The organism is Vibrio litoralis DSM 17657, from assembly GCF_000426765.1.
Classification (GTDB): domain Bacteria; phylum Pseudomonadota; class Gammaproteobacteria; order Enterobacterales; family Vibrionaceae; genus Vibrio; species Vibrio litoralis.
This window is the reverse complement of record NZ_AUFZ01000017.1, coordinates 167,492-184,889: the sequence shown is the minus strand read 5'-3', so window position 1 is coordinate 184,889 and position 17,398 is coordinate 167,492. Positions and strand designations below refer to the sequence as shown.

Sequence of the window (17,398 nt, the reverse complement as noted above, 5' to 3'; positions counted from 1 at the left end):
GAATTTGTATCAATAGGCGAATAAATTCCGACTATCTTTTAGTCGACTAGGCTAGCCTCTGCGCCATGTGTGATATTTTTCTAACCAATTCAAAATGGTTTCTGGGGCATGGGCTTTTTTCCATTCGCCTGCTGCGTATTTGTTGCCTTCAGCCCAAGTGGGGTAGGCATGAATAGTACCGAGTATTTTATTCAACCCAAGCCCATGTTTCATCGCTAACACAAATTCAGCAATTAAGTCGCCCGCTTGTTGAGCAACGATAGTAACGCCTAAAATAGTATCTTTGCCTTTAGGGGTGATGACTTTGATAAAACCTTTGGTACTGCTTTCGGCTATAGCTCGGTCTAATTCTTCAAATTCAAAGCGAGTAACTTCGTAATCAATGCCTTGTTGTTGAGCTTCGGTTTCATTAAGTCCCACACGAGCAACTTCTGGATCAATGAACGTTGTCCAAGGGATCACACGGTAGTCGACTTTAAATTTTTTGATATTGCCAAATAGGGCGTTAACCGCGGCATACCATGCCTGGTGTGCTGCAACGTGAGTAAATTGGTAAGGACCAACAATATCACCAGCAGCAAAAATATTAGGGTACAAGGTCTCCAAATAATCGTTGGTTTGCACGGTACGATTCGTTTCAATGCCTAGTTCTTCCAAACCATAGCCTTCAAGGCGAGCAGAGCGTCCGACCGCGCAAAGTAGCTGATCAAATTCGATTTCAATTTCAGCGCCTTGATGCTCGACTACGATGATTTTTTGATTATCGCGTTTTTCACATCTTAAAGCCTTGTGACCGGTAAGAATCTGCACGCCACTTTGGGTTAGCTCTTGATGTGCCAGTTCGGAAACTTCTAAATCTTCTCGCAGCATAATTCTATCGGCCATTTCAATTTGAATAACCTTTGAGCCTAGACGTGCAAAGCTTTGTGATAGTTCACAACCAATAGGCCCGCCACCTAATACGACTAGTCGCTTTGGTGGAGTATCGAGTTCGACAAAGGCTTCCCATATGGTATCGCTAGTGACATAACCAACTTCTTCTAAGCCTGGTAATGGCGGTACAAATGGTCGGGCACCAGTGGCAATCACAATGTTTCGAGTGGTGAGTTTTTCTATCGAACCATCTTGTAGAGTAATTTCTACCGTCCATGGGTTGATGATTTTGGCGTAACCTTGTTTAACCTCAACCCCTAAACCTGTATAGCGTTCAATGCTGTCATGTGGCTCAACTTGGGCAATGACGTGATGGACACGTTGCATTACCTTCTTAAATGAAAAAGTGGGAGCGTGATTATCTAAACCGTAATTTTCCGCGTGTCTGAATTGCTCGGCAACCTTTGCACTTTTGATTATCGCTTTGCTTGGAACACAGCCGTAATTTAAGCAATCACCGCCCATTTTATGGGTTTCTATTAAAGTGACTTTAGCTCGTACTGTAGCGGCAATATAGCTACTAACGAGTCCCGCAGCGCCGCCACCAATTACAATCATGTTGCGATCAAACTTGTTTGGCTTATCCCATTTCGCATAAACACGTCTTTTCTGAATGGCGGCAATAATCGATTTAGCAATGAATGGAAAGATACCGAGTAGGGCAAATGAAACAATAAGATCAAACGACAAAATGCCTTTTAAACTGTCTATTTGAGCTAATTGGGTACCCGCATTCACATAAACGACCGTACCTGCGAGCATGCCTATTTGGCTGACAAGGTAAAAAGTAAGAGTTTTTATTTTGGTTAGACCCATCAATAAATTGATTAAGAAAAATGGGAAAATAGGCACAAGGCGTAGAGTGAAAAGATAAAAAGCACCGTCACGTTCAATGCCTTGATTAATTGGTTTTAAGCGAGATGAAAATTTCTTTTCAATGGTGTCGCGTAGTAAATAGCGGGACACAAGAAATGCCAATGTTGCGCCAATCGTTGAAGCAAATGAGACAATAAATAATCCAGAGGTTAAGCCAAACAAGCCACCTGCGGCGAGAGTCAGAATGGCGGCTCCAGGAAGTGATAATGCAGTAATCAGGATATAAATGACAAAAAAGCTCGCAGCAACCAAAACAGGGGAACGCTGTTGCCAGTTGCTAAAATCATCCATGCGAGCTTTTAACCCATCTAAGGTCAAAATATGCTGTAAATCGAAAGTGAAAAACAAGCCAATGAGAATGATTGCACTGGTCAGTAATAATAGTTTTTTTAGCATATTTATTTCCATATGGTGCTGATGTGTTTCGATGCTAGTACATCGATAGGAATAAACTAAGAGACAGGCTAAAGATTTAAAAAATTTCACATTTAATAATTCTATTAATGTGGACTTGTGTTTAAAAGCGATGGATAGGTTCGTGTTTAATCTTTAAATATAGGTGTAAAAAAGGCCAGCAGACGCTGACCTTTGAAAGTTAGTATTGATAAGGGGGTTATAAAACCGCCGCAATACCTTTACATAGTGGACCCATGTTTGATTTTGTCATGCCCGCTACACTGATGCGGCCAGAGCCGACAATGTAAATAGCAAATTCGTCTTTCAGGCGAGCAACTTGTTCTTTGCTTAAACCAGAGAAAGAGAACATGCCATTTTGAGCTTCAATAAAGCTGAAGTCTTGTGTTACGCCTTCATCTTTCAACGTTTGAACAAAAAGGGTGCGCATTTCTTGAATACGGTCACGCATTTCTGCTACTTCTTTTTCCCATTCAGTACGTAACGCTTCATCGTTTAAGATGTGCGTAACAACTGCCGCGCCGTGAGCGGGTGGGTTTGAGTAGATTGAACGAATGATCTTCTTAACTTGTGAAAATGCAGTGGTTGCAGTCTCTGTGGTTGCCGCTACTAACGTGAAAGCACCAACACGTTCATTGTATAAACCGAAGTTTTTAGAGAATGAACTTGCCACTAAAATTTCATCACAGTATTGCGCGAAAGTACGTAAACCTGCAGCATCCTCTTCAACACCTTTGGCAAAACCTTGGTAGGCAAAGTCAAATAGTGGAAGTAGACCTTTATCGGCACAGAGTTTCGCTAATTGTTCCCACTCAGCAACCGTAGGATCAATACCGGTTGGGTTATGACAGCAACCGTGTAGCAACACTACATCACCAGCTTGAGCATCGGCTAGGCTAGCAAGCATCGCATCAAAATCTTTATCGTGTGTTTCTGCGTTGTAGTAGTTGTATTGCGCGGTTTCTACACCAGCTGCAGTAAATACGCCGACATGGTTGGCCCACGTTGGGTTACTGATCCAAATTTTGCCTGCATCTAATTCACGTTTGATAAATTCGCCCGCTACACGAAGTGCACCTGTACCGCCGGGAGCTTGAGCTGTTTTTGCTAGCTTATCCGTCACCACTTTTGAATCAGCACCAAAAAGAAGTTTTTGTACTGCAACGCCATATTCGGCAGTCCCTTCAATGGTTAGGTAAGACTTAGTCTTCTCTGATTCCAGCAATGCAGCTTCCGCTTTTTTTACCGTGGCTAATACCGGCGTTTGACCGTCTTCATTCTTGTAGATACCTACACCTAAGTTGATTTTGGTTGCGCGAGAATCATTCTTAAATTCTTCAGTTAAACCAAGAATCGGGTCGGCAGGTGCAGCAGGTACTTTTTCAAACATAATTCCGTCCATGTAAATGAGTAAATAATTCGATTATTTATACCGTTATACGCTATAGGTTACAACCGTAAATCATACTTGGTGACATGTTTGATTCATATCATTTAATCAGGCATAAACAGGCGTACACTTGTCAGGCATTTATTGAGGGGATGATTATGTTTACCAAATTACCGAAGTGGGCCGAATATGGTGCGTTTACATTAGCCTTAATCGCGGGCTTTGTTAACGCCATTGGCTTGCTTGGTTTTGAACATCAAGCCATTTCTCACCTATCAGGCAGTGTTACTCAAATTGGTGTGAGCGCTCTGGAACGCCCGATAGTTTCAGTATTTTTAATCGCTTTAGTGGGTAGTTTTGTTGTTGGCTCAACCATTACGGGAGTGTTAATTTCTGGGGAGTCCTTAAAATTAGGGCGGCATTATGACCTGGTTTTACTGTTGGAAGGGGTATTACTGCTTATTTCAACCAGTTTACTCTACGAACATATCAGTTGGGGATTATGCCTAGCCTCAATGGCTTGTGGCTTACAAAATGCACTGGTAACCACTTACAGCGGCGCGGTCATTCGTACTACACATTTAACCGGTATTTTTACCGACCTTGGATTGATGTTGGGCAGCAAAATAAAAGGTCAGGAAGTTAATAAACGAAAATTTGTTATTTTCAGTGTGATTATCTGTGGGTTCTTAAGTGGTGGCGTTTTAGGTTATTTGGCCTTCCAGCGTATTAATGTATCAGCATTAGCCATTCCCGCTATTGGTTGTTTACTACTATCTTTCATCTATAGAATTTATCGCCAAAAGAATAAAAATTAGCAGTTTTTCAGTGGTCGGTAACACTTTTAAAGCCCATTCATCATAACGTCATGACAACTAGAACCTTTCTAGTTTAAGCTTCCAATATTCAAGGATGAATATGGAACAATGGAAAATGACACCACGCGCAAAATCTTATCTTAATCATTACCTTTTCTCATTAAACGAAAGCTTACGTCGACGCTACACCTCTTTTAGTGCTGATTTCTTTTGTGCAACAGAGCAAGATGCCAACACTTGTGCCGACCTCGTTGTGCAAGGTGAAAAAACGGCTACCTGTAGCTTGAAATATTGGTATGAAAAAGCCAATGAGCCGATGCCAGAAGTTGGGCACTTACAAGTGGTTTTGAATTGGGATGGAGAGCCACAATGCATCATCGAAACATTAGAGGTGTTTGAAGTTCCGTTTAATCAAATGACAGAACAATTTGCTTTTGATGAAGGTGAAGGCGATAAATCACTTGAGCATTGGCGTAAAGCTCACCAAGCGTTTTTTGAACAGGAGTGTCAGCAAGAAGGCATCACATTTGATGACAATATGATGCTGGTTTGTGAGCGTTTTAAATGTGTTTATCCTCGATTGCACAGAGATTCTTTGTGACGCTGAGGCGCTTTCAATGTTTTATACCCAAAATCTAATTGGAATTGAGGCGACAAGTGTATAAGGCATCATGAGTTTAGATCGCCTATGTGATTGGGGCGAATAAACACCGTCAACAAAGATGCGACTTCAAGTACTAAGGGTATATAGATAAGTACAATTGACGAGGTTATGTAAACATCTATGAATCAACCTGAGCGGCATAAAGAGGATTGAATGACAACAGAATCAGCTAAAACAAGTACAATCATGACTTATAAAAATCGAATGATGCTGCTAGTGGTAGGGGTGCTGTTAATTGCGGCAAATTTACGCGCTCCAGTCACCGGAATTGCTCCAATGATTGAGTTGATATCAGGCTCTTTTCAATTATCGGCTACTCAAGCAGGGTTACTGACAACATTACCTCTTATCGCATTTGCATTATTTGCACCGCTTTCTGCCTATCTAGCAAAACGTTTTGGTGTCGAATATACGATCTTTTTCGCACTGGTTTTTATTTCCATAGGTTTGATTTTACGTTCACTTGGTAGTGTCAGCAGTTTATTTATCGGAACTGGGCTAATTGGTATAGGAGTGAGTATTGGTAATGTCTTGCTCCCTATAGTGGTGAAACGAGATTTCCCAATGAAAGTGGCTTTGATGACGTCGAGTTATGTTTTAGCGATGGGAATTGCCTCAGCATTAGCATCGGCATTTTCTATACCATTGGCCAATTTTCATCAACTAGGGTGGCAATGGTCATTGGCGGCGTTGAGTCTACTTACATTTATTGCAATGGTTGTTTGGTTACCGCAATTAGCCAATAACCAAAAGCCGAATGCGGTGAATGATAGTGCTTCTACATCGATTAATTTATGGTCTAAGTCTCTGGCGTGGCAAGTGTCGTTCTACTTAGGATGTGGTTCATATTTTACCTATACCATGGTGGCTTGGCTGCCGAGCTTATTAGTCCAAGCGGGATATAGTTCAGCAGAAGCCGGGGTGATACATGGGGTGTTTCAAATAGGAACAGCACTTCCAGGTATTTTCGTTATTCCACTGGTAGCAAAGCTTGCAGATCAGCGTATGCCCGCCTTTGGAATTTGTTTTATTGCTGGTGCGGCGTCAGTGGGGTTATTGATATTGCCGCAGTATGCTTATATGTGGTCATTCTTACTTGGGTTAGCGTCTGGGGCTTGGTTTATCTTGGGGCTGTCTTTTATTAGCTTCAGAACGAGTAATCCGTTACAAGCAACCTCTCTATCGGGAATGGCTCAATTCTTAGGTTATTCATTAGCGGCGATTGGGCCGATGCTGGCTGGTTACCTATATGGATTAAATAATGGTTGGAACGAAGTGATTTGGATGATCGTTATTCTATGTACTATCGCCGGCACAATAGGGCTGCTCGCAGGTAGAAATACGGTGATCAAATAAAACTTGGTTAGGGCATCACTTGGTATTTGTGATGCCCATTAGCTTAGTGACTAATATTATTGAGAGGTAGAAAGCGTTTTTATTTTCGAGCTATGTGCTTTCGTTTGAACTTCTTGCTGCTGCTTTTTCTTAAGTTGTATATGGCACAATTCAAGAATTAAACCAAACAACATCGCAAAGTAAACATAACCCTTGTTGATATGAATAGCGAATCCTTCTGCCATTAAAAGCCCGCCAAGCAATATCAAGAATAATAACGCTAAGGTTTTAAATCCAGGGTACTGGATAACCAGATTATTAATCTTTTCTGCAATAAGTATCATCACAAGCGCTGAAGCCAAAATAGCCGCAACCATGATTGGGACTTCACTTGTTAGGCCGATAGCGGTAATCACTGAATCCATTGAGAATACAGCATCAACAGCAACGATCTGCAATAAAACGACCGCCATACCTGTTCGCATATGAGTAGAGTGGGGTTGCTCTGAATGCATTAACCATGACCAAAGCTCTTTCGCACTCTTAGCTAATAAAAAGCCACCACCGGCAATCATAATAAGATCGCGGCCAGTTAAGCTAAAGTCTTGTACTTCCAATAATGGTTGCGTTAAAGACATTACCCATGAAATTGAAAAGACTAAAATAATACGAGCTAATACCGCCAAGCTTATACCTAGGTTTCTAGCTAGTTTGCGCTGTTGTACTGGCAATCGTTCGCATAACACCGAAATAAAGACGATGTTATCCACGCCCAAGATAATCTCAAGTGCAAATAATGTGGCGAAAATAGCCCAAGTTTCTGGTTGTAAGAATAATTCTAGCATGTTGCAGCCCCCAAGGTTGTGGAAGCTTGGTGTGTGTACAGTCGACTAAAGGGGTCGTCCATATGTTTTTTTATTTACCTCTTATGGCTTAAGGATGCTTAGTACATCACAGCTTCCTAATACTGGCAATATAATCATTTGTAAGAAATGTTAATCAGATAAAAAAGCAGGTTAATTTACATCGTTTTCAGTATTTCGAGGCTTATATGGGGATTGATTAGCTAAAGTAAAGTCCTTGATGAGAAAGTTGAATTGATAATAATTGAATAGAGAGGTAGGGAATAAAAAAGCCTGCTCATTTTAACTGAGCAGGCTCTCGTTTATTAGGCTGAAATTCTAATGATTAGAAGTTAGCGCTACGTGGTGTACGTGGGAATGGAATCACGTCACGAACGTTACCCATACCCGTTACGTAAGAAACAAGACGCTCAAAACCAAGACCGAAACCAGCGTGTGGTACAGTACCGTAACGACGTAGATCGCGATACCAAGACATATGCTCAGGATCGATGTTCATTGCAATCATACGTTGATCAAGTACATCTAAACGCTCTTCACGTTGTGCACCACCAATGATTTCACCAATACCTGGTGCAAGCACGTCCATTGCCGCAACAGTTTTACCGTCATCGTTTAAACGCATGTAGAAAGCTTTAATATCTTTCGGGTAGTTCTTAACGATGACTGGTGCGTTGAAGTGTTCTTCAGCAAGGAAACGTTCATGCTCAGAAGACATATCGATGCCCCATTCAACAGGGAATTCGAACTCACGACCAGAGTCTAGCAAGATTTGAATAGCATCAGTATAATCCACTTGTGCAAAGTCAGACTCAACAAATTTTTCAAGGCGAGTGACCGCTTCTTTATCGATACGTGAAGCAAAGAACTCAAGGTCATCACGACGCTCAGCAAGTACTGCTTTGAATACGTACTTCAGCATATCTTCAGCAAGTTTTGCTACATCATCTAAGTCCGCGAAAGCAACTTCAGGCTCAACCATCCAGAATTCCGCTAAGTGGCGGCTAGTGTTTGAGTTTTCAGCACGGAAAGTCGGGCCGAATGTATAAACCTTGCTTAAAGCACACGCGTAAGCTTCGGCGTTCAATTGGCCAGAAACCGTTAGGAATGTTTCTTTACCGAAGAAATCTTCGTTGTAATCAACATTGCCTTTATCGGTGCGAGGTAGGTTTTCCATATCTAGCGTAGAGACGCGGAACATTTCACCCGCCCCTTCAGCATCAGAAGCTGTAATAAGTGGCGCTGAAGTCCAAAAGAAACCTTGCTCGTGGTAAAAACGGTGAATAGCTTGAGATAAACAGTTACGTACACGAGCCACTGCGCCAATCACGTTGGTGCGTGGACGAAGGTGTGCCACTTCACGTAAGTACTCAATTGAGTGGCGTGTTTTCGCCATTGGGTAAGTGTCAGCATCTTCAACCCAACCAACCACTTTTACTGCAGTTGCTGCGAGCTCAAAATCTTGACCTTTAGCTGGAGATTCAACGATTTTACCTGTTACTTCAACAGAGCAACCTGTTGTTAGCTTTAAGACTTCATCATTGTAATTATTTAACTCATTAGGGACCACGGCCTGAATCGGGTCGAAACAAGAGCCGTCATAAATGGCAAGGAAAGAGATTCCGGCTTTGGAATCACGACGTGTACGGATCCAACCACGAACAGTGATTTCACTGTCTACGGCTAATTTACCGCTTAGTACGTCTGTTACAGGCGCGTAAGTCATTTTTTTCTCCATTAAAACACTGCAAAAAAAGGGCAGTGTAAACTAATAATTTAGGTGTAATAGACTATCAATTAAGCGCGATAGAAAATTATTACAAGTATTCGACATATTACTCAACACAGGTTTGGCATCAACCTTTATTGTGCAATTATTTCTATTTTTAACGCTTTAGTTCTAAATTGAACTGATAGTAGCCAAAAATATGCGTAAAAAAACAAGCTAAATTGGTTTTAGTCGCGCTACAATGAAGGCAATTATGCCTAAGTGATTTGGCTATAAATGAGAGTAATTAAGGGGGAGTGGTGAATTTTCGACTGTTATGTACCAGCATTTTAACAACAAGTTTTTTAGCGGGTTGTTCCACTATTGGCGGAGATCGCACTTCAGTGAAATCGGCACAAGATGTCAATGACCATATGACGCTTAAGCAAGACTCTATGACTCGTAGTTTGGACTTACAGACCGATTCTTATTGGGCTAAATGTGAATCGGAATGGGATGGTTTAGGATATCGATATCGTACTTCAGTTTATCCAAGTGGTAATCAACAAACTCAGCTTTATGTTCGATTGAAATCCTCTCAAGGTGCTTACGGCATTGAGAAAGCATTTGATGATAATGGGGAGAATTATCCACTAGAGGTTTATAAGCCTGAAAATAAATCCGATTCGGTCGTATATGAAAACTTTGCTTTGAATATTTCTCCTGAACAATTAAAAGCCGCCAGTAAAGCCCCTGTGGTGATGCACTTAAAAGGTAAACAGCACGATTGTACCTTCACGATTGAACAGCCTGTCAGCTATGCGTTTTCTTTAAACCTAGATGAATTAATGAAACAAGTGGATGAGGCGAAAGAGAAAGAATAGCCGAAGCTCGATTTTCGGCCGCTTTGCTACTCGTTACTCGATAAGGATGAAAGCGAAGTACTAAAAGACAAAGCATAAAAAAAGGTGAACCAATAATTGGCTCACCTTTTTATTTGCTTTCGAGTTTTCTAAAAGCGAAGCGTTCAAGCAACGAGAAACGTTATCAACAAATCACTTTAACCGCTAAACCGCCTTGTGAGGTTTCACGGTACTTAGCATTCATATCTTTACCAGTTTCTAACATGGTTTCGATAACTTTATCTAAAGATACACGAGGCTCAGAAGAACGACGTAGTGCCATACGAGTGGAGTTAATCGCTTTAACCGCAGCAATACCATTACGCTCGATACAAGGTACTTGTACTTGACCCGCGACAGGGTCACAAGTTAAACCTAAGTTGTGTTCCATGCCAATTTCCGCTGCCATACACACTTGCTCTGGGCTACCACCTAGTAACTCAGCAAGGCCAGCCGCCGCCATTGAACAAGCAACACCCACTTCACCTTGGCAACCGACTTCTGCGCCAGAAATAGAAGCATTTTGTTTATACAAACCACCAATTGCACCAGAAGCGGCGAAGTAGCGGATATAGTCTTTTTCGGTGACTGGCTGAATGAATTTATCGTAGTAGGCGAGTACCGCTGGAATAATGCCACATGCACCATTGGTTGGCGCAGTAACCACTCGGCCACCTGCCGCATTTTCTTCATTAACCGCAAAGGCATACATATTTACCCAATCGATCACAGCCATAGGATCGGTAGAAGTATTAGATGATGTCATTAACTGCTGGCGCAATGCTGCCGCGCGGCGAGGGACACGTAATGGTCCAGGCAAAATACCTTCAGTGCTCATGCCTTTTTCCATACATTCACGCATGGTTGACCAAATGTTGGCGAAATAGGTACACACTTCTTCTTTAGAGTATTGAGCACTTTCGTTTTTCATTACTAAAGTACTGATCGACAGGCCATGCTCTTTACATAAAGCAACAAGTTCAGTTGCAGTATTAAACTCGTAAGGCACTTGATAGGTCGATTCTACTTTCTTACCAAAGTTTTCTTCATCAACAATGAAACCACCACCGATAGAGTAGTAAGTCTTAGTGTAAACCACCTCATCGCCAATCCAGGCGTGTAAAGTCATGCCATTTTCATGTAATGAAAGGTTGGTCTTTTGGAAGTTCATGCCACCGTCTTTTGGAAAATCAACAGTGTGGCTGTCCATATCAACCGGTAAGCGTTCTGTTTGTTCAACACGAGCCATGAAGCTCGGGATGGCGTCAATATCTACGTGTTCTGGCGTGTTACCTGCCAGACCCATAATGATGGCGATATCAGTATGGTGACCTTTCCCTGTCAGTGATAATGAACCGTAAACATCGACAGTAATTTTTGTAATATCACGTAGTTTACCTTGCTCTTTAAGAGCATCGATAAACAGTTTACCGGCTTTCATAGGACCAACCGTGTGAGAACTGGATGGACCAACACCAATTTTATAGATATCAAAAACACTGATCATGTTATTACCTCTGATAAGCCCCTCTATATTAAAGGGCTTTAATTTTTATTACTAAGCTAACTGTGTAAGCCGCTTATGATTTTTCAACAGTGTATATTCTGTATTTCTTGTATTGACTAGTTAAATTATAGTCGACTTCTTTATAACGATAGCATCATAGTTCAGAAGGAGCCGTAGATTACAGAAGTAATCGCTGCAACACCACAAATAGCTGTAAAGATTTGTGCAAAAGATGATGTCTTAAACTTCGCCATTGCAGGCACTTTACGCATCGCATAAACCGGCATAATAAACAGGATTGCCGCAATCATTGGTGCACCCATAGATTCAATCATACCGAGGATGCTTGGATTGATGATTGAAATGACCCATGTAGTTAATACAATGAAGAGTAATGAAATTTTGTTAGCCTTTGTTTCAGACGCTTTTGAGCGAGATTTCACTAGACCAACTAAACCTTCATGAGCACCAAGGAAGTGACCAAAGTAGCTTGAAGTGATTGCGGCAAATGCCACGATAGGGCCTAGGTAAGAAATCATTGGAGAAGAGTGAATGTTGGCTAAGTAAGACAATACACTGATGTTTTGTGCTTGAGCTTGACCTAGTTGTTCTGGTGTTAAAGAAAGCACAACAGAGAATACAAAAAACATTACGAATGCCATCAACATTGTTGCTGCACCGCCAGTGATCATGTCGGTTTTCTTGACTGCATCATTACCGTAGACACGACGTTGCTCTTTAGCAAACTGGCTAATGATAGGGCTATGGTTGAATGAGAATACGATAATTGGGATAGCTAACCAAATGATTTTTGGCATTTCAGCCCAGTTTGGCGTGACTTCAGCCATTGAAGTATTCCACTCAGGGATAAGAAAAACAGATAGTGCTAATAAGATGAACACAAGAGGATAAACCATCAGTGAGGTCACTTTTAGCATTAGCTCTTTGCCAAAGATAACTCCACAAGTCATCAAGCTAATTAAAGCGCCAGAAAGCAACCAACGAGGAATCGACTCAAAACCAAGTTGGTTGACTAAGAAAGAGTCGACCGTATTAGTAATGCCTACGCCATAAATAAGCACGATTGGATAGATAGCAAAGAAGTAAGCAAAGGTAATGATGGTTGCGCCCGTTTTGCCGAAATGCTCTTCAACCGTATCGGTAATATCTGCATTTGGGTTTTTGGCAGACAGTACGAAACGCGCTAAACCCTTGTGAGCAAGCCAAATCATTGGCATAGCAATTAAAGCTAAAATGACTAATGGCCAGAAGCCACCAGCACCGGCTTTAATAGGTAGAAATAACACACCAGCACCTACGGCGGTGCCAAATAAAGATAGTACCCAAGAAAAATCTTGGTAAGTCCATTTACTCGAGGTTTGAATATCCTCAGCTACAGCATTAATGGTTTTAGTATTCATAATTAATTCTCTAAAATTTGGGGAACAGGAAGAATTGGCGGGGATTATGCCGTTTTTTAGAGATAAAAATAGGATCAATATCAATTTATTTCAGTAACAAGAGGTTCGTGTTTCATAACATGCGCTGTGTCACGAAAAAACTGCGACTAAGATTAAATAAACTTATCCGAAGTTGTGAATATTCTTATGCGAATCTGGGCGTTGTTTAAATGGTGAGCAGCAGTTAAAGCAAACTACTTATCTCTGAAGAAGGAAATGTGAAAATTAATTCACAGGTAAAAATAAGAAAATGGTTAACTAAACAGCGGAATGTAGTGATTGTTGTTGAAGGTTTGATTGAGAAACTATTCGGCTATTGGTCGATGATGGGGAATAGCTTGCTAGATCTTTAATAGACAGCTGGGATTGCAAAGCTTGAATGATTTGCGCAGTGACGCCCCATATAAAATGTCTTTGATAATTGATGGCAAAGATACGATGCGTTGAGCCTTTAATTTGCATCTTTTTACTGTAAAGGTTATCGGGATTAAATAAGTAACTCGCAGGTACTTCAAAAATATAATCGACTTCATTTTTATCAATTTTACTTTGATAGCCATCATCAACAAAGGCAATGAAAGGGGTAACATTAAAGCGGCTAATGGTAGTAAGTTCTGGTAGTTGGCCAAAAATGTTCACTTGACTAGGGTGTAAACCAATTTCTTCATGCGCTTCTCTTATCGCAGTATCGGCAAGTGAGTGATCAAAAAATTCGAATTTACCACCGGGGAAACTAATCTGCCCCGGATGGTTTTTTAAATGGGAAGCACGTTTAGTCAGTATGACCGATAAACCTGCAGGACGATCGACACAAGGAATCAAAACCGCCGCTTTTCTTAACTTTTCAGGGTCTAAGTGAGCCACTCGTAATAAGCTCTCAGGCTGGTATTTAGCAGGAATGTTTAATGAAAACTGACGGAGTAAATCTTCTTTTTTCATAAACATTCCTTGTTGTCGGTTTTTCTGTGTTTACAGATTACAGGCTGGATAATGTTGGCAAAATCCGACTGACTTTATCAAGCGTTTCTTGGTATTCCGATTCAGCCTCGCTATCGGCAACAATACCACCGCCAGCCCAAGCATAAAGGTGCTGCTGGTATGCCACTAAAGTTCTGATCGTGATATTGGTATCCATGCGGCCGCAACGGCTGATGTAACCAATACTTCCACAATAAGCATTACGGCGGTGAGGCTCTAATTCTTCGATGATCTCCATCGCACGAATTTTTGGCGCGCCAGTAATCGAGCCACCAGGAAAACAGGCGCGGAGTAAATCGCTACCACATTGATCTTTATCGAGTATAGCACGGATAGTACTGACTAAATGGTGTACCGCCGGGAAGCTTTCAATTGCAAATAGCCCAGGCACGGTGACCGAGCCGGGTTTGGCCACACGACCAATATCATTACGTAGTAGATCGACAATCATCAAATTTTCTGCTTGATCTTTCTCTGCGTTCTTAAGTTGTTCGGCTAATTGCTTGTCTTGTTTTGCATCTTTTGAACGTGGGCGAGTGCCTTTGATTGGCTTAGTTTCAATCACGTTTTGATTAAGTTCTAAAAAGCGTTCAGGCGAAATACTGATTAATATGGTTTCATCAGTTCGGATAAACGCAGAAAAAGGCGCGTGATTGGATTGTTCCAGCGCTTGGTAGGCTAACCACTCTGAACCTTGATACTCAGCACTAAATCTCTGTGCAAGGTTGATTTGATAGCAATCTCCCGAGCGTAGGTATTCTTGAATAGCGTTGAATTTTTCAATATACGACGCTTTGGTCATATTAGATTGCCACTCAGAGGTTAATGCAAAAGCTTTAGTCGGTAGGCTTTGTTGTGACTCTAACCAAGCATGATGCTGTTCGATATTCTGCCCAACGAAATAAGCTTGTTTTAATTGATGATCAACGATAAATGCCCATTCATATAAACCAATGGCCATGTCCGCGGTGGGAATGTCGTGTTCTGCCAAAGAGGGCATCTGTTCGACACGACGACCTAGATCATAAGCAAAGTAACCTAAAGCGCCGCCAATGAAAGGGACATCATCGATGCTTGGTTGTGCCGGCAGTAATTGTTGCTGGTAGTGAGCAAGTAGTGTGAATGGATCATCTTCAGATTTTTGAATTTGCCACTCGCTGGTATCCGTCTTTTGATAAATACTCGTGACATTGCCATGGGTAAGTAACTTGGCAATAGGGTTAGTCACTAAAATATCGTAGCGATTATTGGGGTGGCCGTCTGCGGCTGAGCGTAACAGCATTGCCCAAGGTAGATGCTTGATAGTAGCAAAATAATGCTTAGCTAAGCCTTCCGCATAAGGAATGTGTTTAATCTTTATACGGTCTTGGAGTGTGCTTGAGTTGTTTTGAGTCATATTGGGATTATTTTGCTTTTTCATTCTATAAAGTGTGACAAAGGTTCAATCGTTACGTGGCATCGAATGCTGAGCAAGAGTATCATAATTCCAGATTAAGCAATGTATGTGAATCGGTAATTGATTGGTTTAGTTAAAATCCCGCCCAAACAAGGATTTGTTGGTTATCAGGGTGACACTGTCACTGTTATGACTATCCACTATCGCCAGTCTTTATTCCAATTATAATAATGTAATGTGTAGAGGCATGTATGACCGTCATTCGTAAGCAAGATGTGATCAGCAGTGTGGCTGACGCTCTCCAATATATTTCGTACTACCATCCAATGGATTTTATTCAGGCGCTTGAAAAGGCCTATCACAAGGAAGAGAGCCAAGCCGCGAAAGATGCGATTGCTCAAATCTTAATTAACTCTCGTATGGCCGCTGAAGGGCACCGTCCGATTTGCCAAGATACCGGTATTGTGACGTGTTTTGTCAATATTGGTATGGATGTTCGTTGGGATGAAACGGATATGACGGTTCAGCAAATGGTCGATGAAGGCATTCGCCAAGCTTATACCAACCCGGACAATCCACTGCGCGCCTCCGTGCTTTCTGATCCTGCGGGCAAGCGTATCAACACCAAAGATAACACGCCGGGTGTCGTACACATCAACATGGTGCCGGGTAATAAAGTAGAGATCCAAATCGCGGCAAAAGGCGGCGGCTCTGAAAATAAAACCAAAATGGTGATGCTAAATCCATCCGATGATATTGCAGAATGGGTAGAGAAAACGCTACCGGCGATGGGCGCGGGTTGGTGTCCACCGGGTATGCTAGGCATAGGAATTGGTGGTACGGCTGAAAAAGCGGCGGTATTGGCAAAAGAATCTTTGATGGAACACATTGATATCCATGAATTGATTGAACGCGGCCCACAAAATGCGGAAGAAGAACTACGTTTAGATATCTTTAACCGAGTGAATAAACTGGGTATTGGCGCGCAAGGTCTTGGCGGTTTAACCACCGTTGTGGATGTAAAAATCAAAACCGCGCCAACGCACGCCGCTTCTAAACCAGTTTGCTTAATTCCAAACTGTGCGGCAACTCGTCACGTACATTTCACGCTTGATGGTTCTGGCCCTGCAGAATTAACCCCACCAAAATTAGAAGATTGGCCTCAAATCACTTGGGAAGCGGGCGAAAATACTCGTCGAGTTAACCTAGATACGATCACTAAAGAAGATGTTCTCCAGTGGCGTACTGGTGAAACGGTATTGCTATCTGGCAAAATCTTAACTGGTCGTGATGCGGCGCATAAACGTATCCAAGGTATGCTACAAAGCGGCGAAGGTTTACCAGACGGTGTCGACCTTAAAAATAAATTCATCTACTACGTTGGCCCAGTTGATGCGGTAGGTGATGAAGTCGTTGGCCCAGCAGGCCCGACAACCTCAACGCGTATGGATAAATTCACCGATATGATGCTAGAAGAAACCGGCATCATGGGGATGATTGGTAAAGCCGAACGTGGCGCGGATACCGTAGAATCTATCAAAAAACACAAGTCTGTTTATCTAATGGCCGTTGGTGGTGCCGCTTATTTGGTGGCGAAAGCGATTAAGAAAGCCCGCGTGGTCGCGTTTGAAGAACTTGGTATGGAAGCGATTTATGAGTTTGAAGTCGAAGATATGCCAGTTACCGTCGCGGTCGATTCAACTGGTGCGAATGCTCACCAAATCGGTCCTGATACTTGGAAAGTAAAAATTGCTGAAATGGAAAAATAACGTCTAGGTAACGAGTTGCGTGGTGCGAATGCGCTACGCTTCGTGTTATTTTTTGAACAAGGTTATTTCAACCTATTAGCAAAATTTTCCTGACTAATGGCGCTAAATTGATTATAGTTTCAATATAACAGGCTGAATATTTAGGAGATTTTATGCCACGTTTTGTACAGATTTTGCAGATCTTAATTGCTGTAGTGGTGGGTGGTTATGTTGGTATCCAGATGATCCTGCATGGGATTGCGATTTTTGATACAACCAATAACTGGTTTGCAGTGATGACAGTGGTACTTGGCTTATTACTAGAGCTATCTTTGTTTATCATCTATAAGTTGATAGAAGAAGACTAGTTCACTTCAGCTAAAATTTGATTTAATAACGCAAAGGC

General features: G+C 41.8%; 13 protein-coding genes and 1 pseudogene. 6 read left to right on the top strand and 8 right to left on the bottom strand.

Annotation, left to right across the window (positions count from 1 at the left end; translation table 11 throughout):
• Positions 1 to 51: 51 nt before the first annotated feature.
• Both K358_RS0106325 and K358_RS0106320 read right to left on the bottom strand, forming a co-directional pair.
• Positions 52 to 2,205 (bottom strand): FAD-dependent oxidoreductase, encoded by a 2,154-nt coding sequence (locus K358_RS0106325; RefSeq protein WP_027696026.1) that lies wholly within the window; start codon positions 2,203 to 2,205, stop codon positions 52 to 54.
• Positions 2,206 to 2,422: 217 nt separating this feature from the next.
• Positions 2,423 to 3,613, bottom strand: a complete 1,191-nt coding sequence (locus tag K358_RS0106320; RefSeq protein WP_027696025.1) for an amino acid aminotransferase — start codon at positions 3,611 to 3,613, stop codon at positions 2,423 to 2,425.
• A gap of 158 nt (positions 3,614 to 3,771) precedes the next feature.
• On the opposite strand from K358_RS0106320, the gene K358_RS0106315 reads away from it, so the two are divergent.
• From K358_RS0106315 to K358_RS0106305, 3 genes are all read left to right on the top strand, one after another.
• On the top strand, positions 3,772 to 4,431 hold the full coding sequence (locus K358_RS0106315) for a YoaK family protein (protein ID WP_027696024.1): 660 nt from the start codon (positions 3,772 to 3,774) through the stop codon (positions 4,429 to 4,431).
• A 115-nt stretch (positions 4,432 to 4,546) separates the two neighbouring features.
• On the top strand, positions 4,547 to 5,032 hold the full coding sequence (locus K358_RS0106310) for an ASCH domain-containing protein (RefSeq protein WP_027696023.1): 486 nt from the start codon (positions 4,547 to 4,549) through the stop codon (positions 5,030 to 5,032).
• Positions 5,033 to 5,248: 216 nt separating this feature from the next.
• Entirely contained in the window at positions 5,249 to 6,451 is a 1,203-nt protein-coding gene (locus K358_RS0106305) for an MFS transporter (RefSeq protein WP_051241220.1), read from the top strand.
• Positions 6,452 to 6,507: 56 nt separating this feature from the next.
• On the opposite strand, the gene K358_RS0106300 is transcribed toward K358_RS0106305, so the two are convergent.
• Both K358_RS0106300 and asnS read right to left on the bottom strand, forming a co-directional pair.
• Positions 6,508 to 7,275 carry a TerC family protein gene (locus tag K358_RS0106300; protein WP_027696021.1) on the bottom strand — a complete coding sequence of 256 codons (768 nt, stop codon included), beginning with the start codon at positions 7,273 to 7,275 and terminating at the stop codon, positions 6,508 to 6,510.
• A gap of 343 nt (positions 7,276 to 7,618) precedes the next feature.
• On the bottom strand, positions 7,619 to 9,019 hold the full coding sequence (gene asnS, locus K358_RS0106295) for an asparagine--tRNA ligase (RefSeq protein WP_027696020.1): 1,401 nt from the start codon (positions 9,017 to 9,019) through the stop codon (positions 7,619 to 7,621).
• A gap of 302 nt (positions 9,020 to 9,321) precedes the next feature.
• Here asnS and K358_RS0106290 point away from each other — a divergent pair, with 302 nt between their 5' ends.
• Complete coding sequence (locus K358_RS0106290) at positions 9,322 to 9,885, top strand: hypothetical protein (RefSeq protein WP_027696019.1); 564 nt, start codon at positions 9,322 to 9,324, stop codon at positions 9,883 to 9,885.
• Positions 9,886 to 10,048: 163 nt separating this feature from the next.
• Here the strand turns inward: K358_RS0106290 and K358_RS0106285 are convergent, their stop codons facing one another.
• From K358_RS0106285 to pabB, 4 genes and pseudogenes are all read right to left on the bottom strand, one after another.
• A complete protein-coding gene (locus K358_RS0106285) occupies positions 10,049 to 11,410 on the bottom strand; it encodes an L-serine ammonia-lyase (protein ID WP_027696018.1) in 1,362 nt (453 codons plus the stop codon).
• A 161-nt stretch (positions 11,411 to 11,571) separates the two neighbouring features.
• On the bottom strand, positions 11,572 to 12,831 hold the full coding sequence (locus K358_RS0106280) for an aromatic amino acid transport family protein (protein ID WP_027696017.1): 1,260 nt from the start codon (positions 12,829 to 12,831) through the stop codon (positions 11,572 to 11,574).
• 399 nt (positions 12,832 to 13,230) lie between these two features.
• Positions 13,231 to 13,815: pseudogene (locus K358_RS18180) on the bottom strand (CoA pyrophosphatase); the annotation flags it as partial.
• A 31-nt stretch (positions 13,816 to 13,846) separates the two neighbouring features.
• A complete protein-coding gene (pabB, locus tag K358_RS0106270; RefSeq protein WP_038149897.1) occupies positions 13,847 to 15,268 on the bottom strand; it encodes an aminodeoxychorismate synthase component 1 in 1,422 nt (473 codons plus the stop codon).
• A 227-nt stretch (positions 15,269 to 15,495) separates the two neighbouring features.
• On the opposite strand from pabB, the gene K358_RS0106265 reads away from it, so the two are divergent.
• Both K358_RS0106265 and K358_RS0106260 read left to right on the top strand, forming a co-directional pair.
• Positions 15,496 to 17,013: a fumarate hydratase gene (locus K358_RS0106265; RefSeq protein ID WP_027696015.1), complete on the top strand. Its 1,518-nt coding sequence runs from the start codon at positions 15,496 to 15,498 to the stop codon at positions 17,011 to 17,013.
• A 152-nt stretch (positions 17,014 to 17,165) separates the two neighbouring features.
• A complete protein-coding gene (locus K358_RS0106260; RefSeq protein WP_027696014.1) occupies positions 17,166 to 17,360 on the top strand; it encodes a hypothetical protein in 195 nt (64 codons plus the stop codon).
• Positions 17,361 to 17,398: the final 38 nt, after the last annotated feature.